This is a genomic window from Streptomyces longisporus (genome assembly GCF_039532765.1).
GTDB classification, from domain to species: domain Bacteria; phylum Actinomycetota; class Actinomycetes; order Streptomycetales; family Streptomycetaceae; genus Streptomyces; species Streptomyces longisporus.
The window spans coordinates 1-12297 of record NZ_BAAASG010000026.1 but is presented as its reverse complement, the minus strand read 5'-3'; the positions used below and the strand labels follow the sequence as shown (position 1 = coordinate 12297).

At 68.9% G+C, this 12297-nt stretch carries 11 protein-coding genes; 9 read left to right on the top strand and 2 right to left on the bottom strand.

From position 1 onward, the window contains the following. The first annotated feature begins 20 nt into the window (after positions 1-20). From ABD355_RS40275 to ABD355_RS40250, 6 genes are all read left to right on the top strand, one after another. The gene (locus tag ABD355_RS40275) at positions 21-1538 is read left to right on the top strand and encodes an outer membrane protein assembly factor BamB family protein (RefSeq protein WP_344406148.1); all 1518 of its coding nucleotides are present in this window, start codon (positions 21-23) and stop codon (positions 1536-1538) included. A 185-nt stretch (positions 1539-1723) separates the two neighbouring features. Then, a complete protein-coding gene (gene rpsO, locus ABD355_RS40270; protein ID WP_028802543.1) occupies positions 1724-2011 on the top strand; it encodes a 30S ribosomal protein S15 in 288 nt (95 codons plus the stop codon). 313 nt (positions 2012-2324) lie between these two features. Beyond that, complete coding sequence (locus ABD355_RS40265; RefSeq protein ID WP_344406147.1) at positions 2325-4544, top strand: polyribonucleotide nucleotidyltransferase; 2220 nt, start codon at positions 2325-2327, stop codon at positions 4542-4544. Further along, positions 4541-5920 (top strand): M16 family metallopeptidase, encoded by a 1380-nt coding sequence (locus tag ABD355_RS40260; protein ID WP_344406146.1) that lies wholly within the window; start codon positions 4541-4543, stop codon positions 5918-5920. Before ABD355_RS40265 ends, ABD355_RS40260 begins: the two co-directional genes overlap by 4 nt. A gap of 25 nt (positions 5921-5945) precedes the next feature. Then, the gene (gene dapB / locus ABD355_RS40255) at positions 5946-6698 is read left to right on the top strand and encodes a 4-hydroxy-tetrahydrodipicolinate reductase (protein WP_344406144.1); all 753 of its coding nucleotides are present in this window, start codon (positions 5946-5948) and stop codon (positions 6696-6698) included. A 7-nt stretch (positions 6699-6705) separates the two neighbouring features. Next, complete coding sequence (locus tag ABD355_RS40250; protein WP_099931721.1) at positions 6706-7158, top strand: tetratricopeptide repeat protein; 453 nt, start codon at positions 6706-6708, stop codon at positions 7156-7158. Positions 7159-7239: 81 nt separating this feature from the next. On the opposite strand, the gene ABD355_RS40245 is transcribed toward ABD355_RS40250, so the two are convergent. Further along, positions 7240-7791, bottom strand: a complete 552-nt coding sequence (locus tag ABD355_RS40245) for a PH domain-containing protein (RefSeq protein WP_344406143.1) — start codon at positions 7789-7791, stop codon at positions 7240-7242. Positions 7792-7881: 90 nt separating this feature from the next. Beyond that, complete coding sequence (locus ABD355_RS40240; protein WP_266961358.1) at positions 7882-8118, bottom strand: hypothetical protein; 237 nt, start codon at positions 8116-8118, stop codon at positions 7882-7884. Between the two features lie 202 nt (positions 8119-8320). Here ABD355_RS40240 and thyX point away from each other — a divergent pair, with 202 nt between their 5' ends. The 3 genes from thyX to ABD355_RS40225 all read left to right on the top strand — a co-directional run bounded on the left by thyX (position 8321) and on the right by ABD355_RS40225 (position 11998). Then, a complete protein-coding gene (gene thyX, locus ABD355_RS40235) occupies positions 8321-9061 on the top strand; it encodes an FAD-dependent thymidylate synthase (RefSeq protein WP_030945118.1) in 741 nt (246 codons plus the stop codon). Between the two features lie 210 nt (positions 9062-9271). Next, on the top strand, positions 9272-10171 hold the full coding sequence (gene dapA / locus ABD355_RS40230; protein ID WP_344406140.1) for a 4-hydroxy-tetrahydrodipicolinate synthase: 900 nt from the start codon (positions 9272-9274) through the stop codon (positions 10169-10171). 141 nt (positions 10172-10312) lie between these two features. Then, positions 10313-11998 (top strand): RNase J family beta-CASP ribonuclease, encoded by a 1686-nt coding sequence (locus ABD355_RS40225; protein ID WP_099931725.1) that lies wholly within the window; start codon positions 10313-10315, stop codon positions 11996-11998. Positions 11999-12297: the final 299 nt, after the last annotated feature.

The window sequence follows — 12297 nt, the reverse complement described above, 5'->3', positions numbered from 1 at the left end:
CACAGGGAAAGGACCCCCGCGTGAGCTTCGGCCCGCCCCCTCCCATGTACGCCCAGCCCGCCCCGCCCGCGCAGCCGCCACGGCAGAAGCACCGCCCCAAGTGGCCCCTGGCGCTTCTCGCACTCGTGCTGGCCGCGGCGCTCGGCACCGGCGGCCGGCTCCTGTGGGGCGCCGGCGACGGCACGAAGACGACGAACGGCGCGGCCACCCGCCAGGGCCCCCTCGACATCCGGGAGACCGTCGAGAAGAAGCCCGCGAGCCCCACCGGAAAGATGGCCTTCCGCTTCTCCGTGGACGACCTGAGCCCGGGCGAGCACTACCAGATGCCCGGTATGTGGGCCACGGACAAGATCATCGCCAAGGGCATCAACAAGACCGTCGTCGGCCTGCGCATAGGCACCGACGCCGCCCCTGGCGACGAGAGGTGGAAGCTGCCCCTCGACGGCCCGATCTGCGGCTACACCCGCCACGTGACCAATGACCACCGCACGGCCGTCCTGTTCCGCGCCAACGACCGGGGCAACGCCTTCTGCAACCACGTGGCCTTCTTCGACCTCGACGACGGCCGTGAGATTTGGGACGCCGACTTCCCCGACTCCGAACTGGGCGACGGCCATGGCATGGCGACGGGCGGCGACACCCAGGACACCCCGAGCGTGACCCTGGTGCACGGCACGGTCGTCGTCACCTGGGGCGGCGGCACGGACGCGTACCGCATGAAGGACGGCACGCGCGCGTGGGAGACGACGTCCGCCGGCTCCTGCCAGGACATGGGCGCGGCGGGCGGAGGCGCCCTTCTCGTGCGCCAGCAGTGCTGGAACGACAAGGCCCCCGCCGACTCGACGGACGCCACCACCTACAAGGCACGCAAGGTGGACCCGGCAACCGGCAAGGTCCTGTGGACGTACTCCGCCGCGAAGGGCATCCGCGACCTGAACATCCCCTCCGCCGAACCGCCCGTCCTCGCCGTCCAGGCCGGCGGGATCGGGATCTCCGAGATGCTCTCCCTCGACACCTCGGGCAAGCCCCGCGCCGTCGTCCGCCTCCAGAACGGCACCTACGTCGGCGAGTGCTCGTACGACGACTTCCTCACCGCCGACGACTGCCCGACCATCGCCGTCGGCGACGGCCAGGTCTTCCTGCGCAGCAAGGACTCGGGCGAGCTGATCAACTCCAACTGGATCATCGGCTTCGACCTCGCGACCGGCAAGACCACCAAGAAGTACGACTCCGGCCCCGGTTCCCTGCTGTACCCGGTCCGGATGAGCGGCGGCAGGCTCCTCGCCGTACGCGTGACCGACCAGCACGTCATGCCCTCGGGGCTGGTCAGCCTGGACCCGCGGACCGGCACGGAGACCCCGTACCTCTACTTCGACCTCCCGCAGGAGGCGGATCTGATGACGATGACGGACTACAACGACATCGTCGTCCAGGACGGCCGCGTCTTCTTCGGCGTCAAGAAGGTCGACGGCCCCGCCAAGGGGCAGCCCAGGTGGGTGTATCTCGTCCTGGGCATCGAGAGCATGGCCGTGAAGTAGCGGCCCCGCCGGCTGGTACCCTGTGTGACGGCCGTTTGTGTACGCACCCCCGGAGCCCCCGCAGGTTCACCTGCAGGACCTGGAGGCCGCGCCCAGCGGATCCCCGCCTCCCGAGTAACGGAAGCTCCCCCGAGACAAAGACCGGGGGCACTCGGTGGCATCCATGAAGACTACGAGGAGTACGAGTGTCGCTCGACGCCGCTACGAAGAAGCAGATCATCAGCGAGTTCGGCCAGAAGGAGGGCGACACCGGCTCCCCCGAGGTCCAGGTCGCCATGCTCTCGCGCCGGATCTCGGACCTGACCGAGCACCTCAAGACCCACAAGCACGACCACCACTCCCGCCGTGGTCTGCTGATCCTGGTCGGTCAGCGCCGTCGCCTGCTGCAGTACCTCGCCAAGAAGGACATCCAGCGCTTCCGTACGCTGGTCGACCGCCTCGGCATCCGCCGTGGTGCGGCGGGCGCCAAGTAAGACGCCGTGCAGGGGGAGCGGTTCCCGAAGGGTCGGGACCGCTCCCTTTGCCGTACGTGCGGAAACCTCCGTACGTGCGGAAACATGCGGAGTGTCACTGCCCCTTTGTAGTGTGGTAGCACAACGCAATACGTACGACACAGCGAGAAGCGCACCTCGCCGCCGCCGGTCCTCGGTAGTGGCCCCCGGGGGAAGCGACCCCGGGTGCTTCGATCGAAGACCGGCCCGCACCAGTGGAGCGCTTCTCCGTGACGGTCCTCCTGCCACACGGGCAGACAAGGACAAAAGACGAAAAGTATCGGAGAAAACGCTAGTGGAGAACGAGACCCACTACGCCGAGGCCGTCATCGACAACGGCTCCTTCGGCACCCGCACCATCCGCTTCGAGACGGGCCGCCTGGCCAAGCAGGCCGCCGGCTCCGCCGTGGCGTACCTGGACGACGACACCATGGTGCTGTCGGCCACCACCGCCTCCAAGAACCCCAAGGACCAGCTCGACTTCTTCCCCCTGACGGTGGACGTCGAGGAGCGGATGTACGCCGCCGGCAAGATCCCCGGCAGCTTCTTCCGCCGTGAGGGCCGCCCCTCCGAGGACGCGATCCTCACCTGCCGCCTCATCGACCGCCCGCTGCGCCCGTCCTTCAAGAAGGGCCTGCGCAACGAGATCCAGGTCGTCGCCACGATCATGGCGCTCAACCCCGACCACCTGTACGACGTCGTGGCGATCAACGCCGCGTCCGCGTCCACGCAGCTGGCCGGTCTGCCCTTCTCCGGCCCGATCGGCGGCGTCCGCGTCGCGCTGATCAACAACCAGTGGGTGGCGTTCCCGACGCACTCCGAGCTCGAGGACGCCGTCTTCGACATGGTCGTCGCCGGTCGCGTCCTGGAGGACGGCGACGTCGCGATCATGATGGTCGAGGCCGAGGCCACCGAGAAGACCATCCAGCTGGTCAAGGGCGGCGCCGAGGCTCCGACCGAGGAGGTCGTCGCCGCCGGTCTGGACGCCGCGAAGCCCTTCATCAAGGTGCTCTGCAAGGCCCAGGCCGACCTCGCCGCGAAGGCCGCCAAGCCGACCGCCGAGTTCCCGATCTTCCTGGACTACCAGGACGACGTCCTCGAGGCCCTCACCGCCGCCGTCAAGCCGGAGCTCGCCTCCGCGCTGACCATCGCCGGCAAGCAGGAGCGCGAGGCCGAGCTGGACCGCGTCAAGGCGCTCGCCGCCGAGAAGCTCCTGCCGGAGTTCGAGGGCCGCGAGAAGGAGATCTCCGCCGCGTACCGCTCGCTGACCAAGACCCTGGTCCGTGAGCGCGTCATCAAGGAGAAGAAGCGCATCGACGGCCGCGGTGTCACCGACATCCGCACCCTTGCCGCCGAGGTCGAGGCCATCCCGCGCGTGCACGGCTCGGCGCTGTTCGAGCGTGGCGAGACCCAGATCCTGGGCGTCACCACCCTGAACATGCTCCGCATGGAGCAGCAGCTGGACACCCTCTCCCCGGTGACCCGCAAGCGCTACATGCACAACTACAACTTCCCGCCGTACTCCACCGGTGAGACCGGCCGCGTCGGCTCCCCCAAGCGCCGCGAGATCGGCCACGGTGCCCTCGCCGAGCGCGCCCTCGTGCCGGTCCTGCCGACCCGCGAGGAGTTCCCGTACGCGATCCGTCAGGTGTCCGAGGCCCTCGGCTCCAACGGCTCGACGTCGATGGGCTCGGTCTGCGCCTCCACCATGTCGCTGCTGAACGCCGGTGTGCCGCTGAAGGCCCCCGTCGCCGGTATCGCCATGGGTCTCATCTCCCAGGAGATCGAGGGCGAGACGCACTACGTCACCCTCACCGACATCCTCGGTGCGGAGGACGCCTTCGGCGACATGGACTTCAAGGTCGCCGGTACCAAGGAGTTCGTGACCGCGCTCCAGCTGGACACCAAGCTGGACGGCATCCCGGCCTCCGTCCTGGCCGCCGCCCTCAAGCAGGCCCGTGACGCCCGCCTCCACATCCTCGACGTGATGATGGAAGCGATCGACACCCCGGACGAGATGTCCCCGAACGCCCCGCGGATCATCACCGTCAAGATCCCCGTGGACAAGATCGGTGAGGTCATCGGCCCCAAGGGCAAGATGATCAACCAGATCCAGGAGGACACCGGCGCCGAGATCACGATCGAGGACGACGGCACCATCTACATCGGTGCCGCCGACGGCCCGGCCGCCGAGGCCGCCCGCGCCACGATCAACGGCATCGCCAACCCGACCATGCCGGAGGTCGGCGAGCGCTACCTGGGCACCGTCGTGAAGACGACGACCTTCGGTGCGTTCGTGTCGCTGCTCCCGGGCAAGGACGGACTGCTGCACATCTCGCAGATCCGCAAGCTCGCGGGCGGCAAGCGCGTGGAGAACGTCGAGGACATCGTCGGCGTGGGCCAGAAGGTCCAGGTCGAGATCGCCGAGATCGACTCCCGCGGCAAGCTCTCCCTGATCCCGGTCATCGAGGGCGAAGAAGGCGACGACGACAAGAAGGACGACGGCGACAAGTGACGCCCCGTGGCTTCAAGGCGACGGCCCGCACCTCCTCGGAGGCGCGGGCCGTCGCCCGTACCCAAACCCTGATCAAGGGCGAGAACGGCATCGGCACGGTCCGCAAGACCACCCTCCCGGGCGGCCTGCGCATCGTCACCGAGACCCTGCCCTCGGTCCGCTCCGCGACCTTCGGCATCTGGGCGCACGTCGGCTCCCGCGACGAGACCCCGGCCCTGAACGGCGCCACGCACTACCTGGAGCACCTGCTCTTCAAGGGCACCTCCCGCCGCAGTGCGCTGGACATCTCCTCCGCCATCGACGCGGTCGGCGGCGAGATGAACGCGTTCACGGCGAAGGAGTACACGTGCTACTACGCGCGCGTGCTCGACACCGACCTGCCGCTCGCCATCGACGTCGTCTGCGACATGCTCACCGGCTCGCTGATACTCGAGGAGGACGTCAACGTCGAGCGCGGCGCGATCCTCGAAGAGATCGCGATGACCGAGGACGACCCGGGCGACTGTGTGCACGACCTGTTCGCGCACACGATGTTCGGCGACAACCCCCTCGGCCGCCCGGTCCTCGGCACCGTCGACACCGTCAACGCCCTCACCGCGGACCGCATCCGCCGCTTCTACAAGAAGCACTACGACCCGACCCACCTGGTCGTGGCGGCCGCCGGCAACATCGACCACAACAAGGTCGTACGACAGGTCCGTGCGGCCTTCGAGAAGGCGGGCGCCTTCAAGAGCGACGCGGCGGCCCCCATCGCCCCGCGCGAGGGCCGCCGCACGATCCGCACCGCGGGCCGCGTCGAACTGCTCGGCCGCAAGACCGAACAGGCACACGTCGTCCTCGGCATGCCGGGCCTCGCCCGCACCGACGAGCGGCGCTGGGCCCTCGGCGTGCTGAACACGGCGCTCGGCGGCGGCATGTCGTCCCGTCTGTTCCAGGAGGTCCGCGAGAAGCGCGGCCTGGCCTACAGCGTGTACTCGTACACCTCGGGCTTCGCCGACTGCGGCCTGTTCGGCGTGTACGCCGGCTGCCGGCCCTCGCAGGTCCACGACGTGCTGAAGATCTGCCGCGACGAACTCGACCACGTCGCCGAGCACGGCCTGTCCGACGAAGAGATCGGCCGCGCCATCGGCCAGCTCCGGGGCTCGACGGTCCTGGGCCTGGAGGACACGGGCGCGCTGATGAACCGTATCGGCAAGAGCGAGCTGTGCTGGGGCGAGCAGATGTCCGTGGACGACATGCTGGCGCGGATAGCCTCGGTCACCCCGGACGACGTCCGCTCGGTCGCGCGCGACATCCTGGGACAGCGGCCTTCGCTGTCGGTCATCGGCCCGCTGAAGGACAAGCAGGCGTCCCGCCTGAACGAAGCGGTCGCGTAAGTCCTCTCCTGAAGGAAGCAAGAAGATGAGCAAGCTGCGCGTGGCGGTCCTCGGTGCCAAGGGCCGGATCGGCTCGGAGGCGGTACGGGCCGTCGAGGCGGCCGAGGACATGGAGCTGGTGGCCGCCCTCGGCCGCGGCGACAAGCTGGAGACGCTGGCGGAGACCGGCGCCCAGGTCGCCGTCGAACTGACCACGCCGGCCTCGGTGATGGACAACCTCGAGTACTGCGTGAGCCACGGCATCCACGCGGTCGTCGGTACGACGGGCTGGACCGAGGAGCGCCTCACGCAGCTGGGCGGCTGGCTGGCCGCCTCCCCGGAGACGGGCGTGCTGATCGCGCCCAACTTCTCCATCGGCGCCGTACTGACGATGAAGTTCGCGCAGATCGCCGCGCCCTACTTCGAGTCCGTCGAGGTCATCGAGCTGCACCACCCGAAGAAGGTGGACGCCCCCTCCGGGACCGCCACGCGCACGGCCCAGCTCATCGCCGAGGCGCGCCGCGCCGCCGGTACGGCACCGGCGCCGGACGCCACGGAGACGGCACTGGACGGCGCCCGCGGTGCGACGGTCGACGGGATCCCCGTGCACGCCGTCCGCCTGCGCGGCCTGCTGGCCCACCAGGAGGTCCTGCTCGGCGGCGAGGGCGAGACGCTGACCGTCCGGCACGACTCGCTCCACCACAGCAGCTTCATGCCGGGCATCCTGCTCGGCGCCCGCCGTGTGGTGACCACCCCGGGCCTGACCTTCGGCCTGGAACACTTCCTGGACCTGGGCTGACACCGTCATGCGAGCCAAGCTGTCCTACGCCATAACGGCCGCCGTCCTGGTCTTCTACTTCGTCCTGGTCGGCAGCCGCGGTGTCATGCTCATCCAGTCCGGCACGGTCCTCACCGTCACCTTCGGTGTGGCGGTGCTGATCCTGCCGGTGATCGGCCTGTGGTTCCTGTGGAAGAACACCCAGTTCGTCCGCAAGGCCAACGCCCTCGCCGCCGAACTCGACGCCGAGGGCGGCCTGCCCGTCGACGAGCTGAAGCGCACACCCGGCGGCCGTATCGACCGTGACTCGGCCGACGAGGTCTTCGCCAAGCGCAAGGCCGAGACGGAGGCGGCCCCCGACGACTGGCGCAGCTGGTTCCGCCTCGCCGTCGCCTACCACGACGCCCGCGACACCCCACGCGCCCGCAAGGCGATGCAACGCGCCATCGCCCTGCACGAGGGAAGAACGGTCGAGGCCTGAGGCCCACGACCACCCTCAGCCGTACGCCGAGGGGGCCGGCCCGGGCTCACCGCGGACCGGCCCCTTCGTACGAGCGCAGGGTCAGCCGCGCCTGTTCTCCGCCGCCCACGCCTCGATCGTGTCCGCGGCCCGGTCGAAGGACCCGGCCCGCGCCAGGAAGTCGACGCCGTGCGTGGTGAGCAGCACCAGGCCGTCCTGCGCCGGACGGTCACTGCGCACGAGGACCAGCGCCTGCCCCTGCACCGTGCGCGGCAGCCCGAGCCAGCGCACCGGCTGCTGCACCGTCCGCAGGGCGGCGACCCGCTCCCACGGCGTCGTACGCGTACCGAAGAAGCCCACCTGGCGCAGCCCGCGCGCACTCACCCAGACACCCACGCGCAGCAGCCTGAGGGAACCCGCGATGACGGCCAGCGCGACACCGAAGACCACACCGGCCTCGGAAGCCGAAGCGGTGAACGCGATGATGACCGCGGCGAACAGCACGAAGGAGGCGAGCAGCAGCCAGAGGGCCGCCATGCCCACACGCCACGGCCCGGGGCGGTAGGGCCGCCGCCAGCGGTCGCGGTCGTCGAAGGGCAGCGCGTCGTCCGCTGGCTCATAGGCACGGTCGGCCGTCAGGAAGGGCAGGGGCACGGCTGGTCCTCACTCAATCCATGCATGGGCTGTGCCCGGTGAGGTTATCCGTCTGTGTTCCTGCCCACCACTCGTGGGGTCCGGATGGAGTCAGTGCCCCTGGGAGGCCTGTGACTGCTGAGCCGGCGTGGAAGCGGGACTGGACAGCGCGGGCATACCGAGAACCAGCGAGCCCACCAGTCCGGCGACGATGGTGAGTCCCAGCAGCCAGCGCCCGGCTATCTGACCGGCGGACGCCCGCTGACGGGGCGGGGGAGCGACATTGCTGCGGAACCTGTCGGCTTCGGCGACGAAGGCGAACGGGACGGGTTCACGCCGACGGAACATGAGGGGAGCTGCTCCTCTCGGGATCGAACGAGTGACTGTCATCTACACAGACGGTCGAGTGCCCCAAAAGGTGCCCGGTTTCGCCGAATTCACAGAAATTCGCCGGCGTATGTCGCGACCCGGCACCGAACGCCCCGTTGTCAGTGCCGGGTCGTAGAGTGGGCGCCGCCCGAGAGAAGTGATGGAAGGGACCCTCCGAGTCGTGACCGACACCCCCGCCGACGACCTCAAGCCCAGCTTCCGCAGCGACGTCACCGTCGAGCTGGTCAAGCACACCGCGTCCGACGCCGACGTGCTCTTCGCCGCCCGCGTCTCGACCATCGGCGAGCAGTCCCTGGACGAGCTGGGCAAGGACCCCGAGCGCTCCAAGGGCCTGATCAACTACCTGATGCGCGACCGGCACGGCAGCCCGTTCGAGCACAACTCGATGACGTTCTTCATCAGCGCCCCGATCTTCGTCTTCCGCGAGTTCATGCGGCACCGCGTCGGCTGGTCCTACAACGAGGAATCGGGCCGGTACCGGCAGCTCCAGCCCGCCTTCTACGTGCCCGACGAGTCCCGCAAGCTCGTCCAGGAGGGCCGCCCCGGCAAGTACGTCTTCGTGGAGGGCACCCAGGCCCAGCAGGAGCTGGTGGGCCGCGTCATGGAGGACTCGTACCGCCAGGCGTACGAGGCGTACCAGGAGATGCTCGCCGCCGGAGTCGCCCGCGAGGTCGCCCGTGCGGTCCTCCCGGTCGGTCTGTTCTCCTCGATGTACGCCACCTGCAACGCCCGCTCGCTGATGCACTTCCTCGGCCTGCGCACCCAGCACGAACTGGCGAAGGTCCCCTCCTTCCCGCAGCGGGAGATCGAGATGGTCGGCGAGAAGATGGAGGCCGAGTGGGCCAGGCTCATGCCCCTCACCTACGCCGCCTTCAACGCGAACGGCCGTGTGGCGCCGTAGCGCACCGCCGTTCACCGGTCGGGCAGGGCTGTACGGTCAGCCTGGCGAGGTGTCCGTATTGCGGCATTTGGAGAAGTTCATCTAGCCTGATCAAACGGACCCGGTACTGCTTGAACCCCCGAGCAGGCAGTACCGGGCTCCGCATTTGTCCGGACTTATCCCGCACCCCAAGGGCAGACCACGCATTGAGCACCGAGTAGCGTGTTACCCATGGCTCCGACCTCGACTCCGCAGACCCCCTTCGGGCGGGTCCTCACCGCCATGGTCACGCCCTTCACGGCGGACGGCGCACTCGACCTCGACGGCGCGCAGCGGCTCGCCGCCCACCTGGTGGACGCAGGCAACGACGGCCTGATCGTCAACGGCACCACCGGCGAGTCCCCCACCACCAGCGACGCGGAGAAATCGGAGCTCGTACGGGCCGTACTGGAGGCGGTCGGCGACCGCGCCCACGTCGTGGCCGGCGTCGGCACCAACGACACCCACCACAGCATCGAGCTGGCTCGGGCCGCCCAGAAGGTGGGCGCACACGGCCTCCTGATCGTGACGCCGTACTACAACAAGCCCCCGCAGGAGGGCCTGTACCGCCACTTCACGGCCGTCGCCGACGCCGCCGAGCTGCCGGTCATGCTCTACGACATCCCCGGGCGCAGCGGCGTACCGATCAACACCGAGACGCTGGTCCGGCTCGCGGAGCACCCGCGCATCGTCGCCAACAAGGACGCCAAGGGCGACCTCGGCCGCGCGAGCTGGGCCATCGCCCGCTCCGGGCTCGCCTGGTACTCCGGCGACGACATGCTGAACCTGCCACTGCTCTCGGTGGGCGCGGTCGGCTTCGTGTCGGTCGTGGGCCACGTGGTCACTCCGGACCTGCGCGCCCTCGTCGAGGCGTTCGTCTCCGGCGACGTCCAGAAGGCCACCGAGATCCACCAGAAGCTGCTCCCGGTCTACACGGGCATGTTCCGCACCCAGGGCGTCATGACCACCAAGGCCGCCCTCACGCTCCAGGGCCTGCCCGCGGGCCCCCTGCGCGCACCCATGGTGGAGTGCACGCCCGAAGAGATCGCCCAGCTCAAGATCGATCTTGCTGCAGGCGGGGTACAGCTCTGACACCAGACTTGGCACCACAGGCTTCACAACTGAATAGGCGGGCCACCGGAGCCCGCACCCCACAACGACAACTGCTCATGCACGAACGTCATGCGCGCCACGTGCCCACCGGTACGTGGCGCGTGTGGTGAGGAGAGTCTTTTGAGTCATCCGCATCCTGAACTCGGCCCGCCCCCGACGCTCCCCGAAGGCGGCCTCCGGGTCACCCCGCTCGGCGGTCTCGGCGAGATCGGCCGAAACATGACGGTCTTCGAGTACGGCGGCCGTCTTCTGATTGTCGACTGCGGCGTGCTCTTCCCCGAGGAGGAGCAGCCCGGGATCGACCTGATCCTGCCGGACTTCTCGTCCGTACGGGACCGCCTCGACGACATCGAGGGCATCGTGCTCACGCACGGCCACGAGGACCACATCGGCGGCGTCCCCTACCTCCTGCGCGAGAAGCCGGACATCCCGCTGATCGGCTCCAAGCTGACCCTCGCCCTCATCGAGGCGAAGCTCCAGGAGCACCGCATCCGCCCGTACACCCTCGAGGTGGCGGAGGGGAACCGCGAACGTGTCGGCCCCTTCGACTGCGAGTTCGTCGCGGTCAACCACTCCATCCCGGACGCCCTCGCCGTGGCCATCCGCACCCCCGCGGGCATGGTGGTCCACACCGGCGACTTCAAGATGGACCAGCTCCCGCTGGACGGCCGCCTGACAGACCTCCACGCTTTCGCCCGACTGAGCGAGGAGGGCATCGATCTCCTCCTCGCCGACTCGACGAACGCGGAGGTCCCCGGCTTCGTCCCGCCCGAGCGCGACATCTCCAACGTCCTGCGCCAGGTCTTCGCGAGCGCCCGCAAGCGGATCATCGTGGCGAGCTTCGCCAGCCACGTCCACCGCATCCAGCAGATCCTGGACGCGGCCCACGAGTACGGCCGCCGGGTCGCCTTCGTCGGCCGCTCGATGGTCCGCAACATGGGCATCGCCCGGGACCTCGGCTACCTGAAGGTCCCACCGGGTCTGGTCGTCGACGTCAAGACACTCGACGACCTCCCCGACAGCGAGGTCGTGCTCGTCTGCACGGGCTCCCAGGGCGAGCCGATGGCGGCCCTGTCCCGCATGGCCAACCGCGACCACCAGATCCGCATCGTCGACGGCGACACGGTGATCCTGGCGTCCTCGCTGATCCCCGGCAACGAGAACGCGGTCTACCGCGTGATCAACGGCCTGACCCGCTGGGGCGCGAACGTGGTCCACAAGGGCAACGCGAAGGTCCATGTCTCGGGCCATGCGTCCGCGGGCGAGCTCCTGTACTTCTACAACATCTGCCGTCCGAAGAACCTGATGCCGGTCCACGGCGAATGGCGCCATCTGCGCGCCAACGCCGAACTGGGCGCCATGACCGGCGTCCCGCACGACCGCATCGTCATCGCCGAGGACGGCGTGGTCGTCGACCTCGTCGAGGGCAAGGCCAAGATCTCGGGCAAGGTCCAGGCGGGTTACGTCTACGTCGACGGGCTCTCGGTCGGCGATGTGGGCGAGCCGGCGCTCAAGGACCGCAAGATCCTCGGCGACGAGGGCATCATCTCGGTCTTCCTCGTGGTGGACTCGTCCACCGGCAAGATCACGGGCGGCCCGCACATCCAGGCCCGCGGCTCGGGTATCGAGGACACGGCCTTCGGCGACGTGATCCCGAAGATCACCGAGGTGCTCGAACGCTCGGCCCAGGACGGCGTGGTGGAGCCGCACCAACTGCAGCAACTCATCCGCCGCACGCTCGGCAAGTGGGTCTCCGACACGTATCGGCGCAGGCCAATGATCCTCCCGGTCGTGGTGGAGGTCTGACGGGCGTACGACCCCTCGTACGTGTGAACCCGGAGCGGGGCGCCTCGATTTGCATCGGGGCGCCCCGCTCCAGTACGTTTACGGCTCCGCCAGAACGGGAACCCGGCCGCCTCGTGCGCCGGAACCAGTCCCCGATCGGGGCGGGAAATCCGACTCAGAATCTCTGATAAAGTCGGAGCCGCCGGAAAGGGAAACGCGAAAGCGGGAACCTGGAAAGCACCGAGGAAATCGGATCGGGAAACGGTCTGATAGAGTCGGAAACGCAAGACCGAAGGGAAGCGCCCGGAGGAAAGCCCGAG

Coding starts and splice junctions, on each gene's coding strand:
- dapB (WP_344406144.1), top strand. CDS start 5,946: ATGAGCAAGCTGCGCGTGGCGGTCCTCGGTGCCAAGGGCCGGATCGGC.
- ABD355_RS40250 (WP_099931721.1), top strand. CDS start 6,706: ATGCGAGCCAAGCTGTCCTACGCCATAACGGCCGCCGTCCTGGTCTTC.
- ABD355_RS40240 (WP_266961358.1), bottom strand. CDS start 8,118: ATGTTCCGTCGGCGTGAACCCGTCCCGTTCGCCTTCGTCGCCGAAGCC.
- dapA (WP_344406140.1), top strand. CDS start 9,272: ATGGCTCCGACCTCGACTCCGCAGACCCCCTTCGGGCGGGTCCTCACC.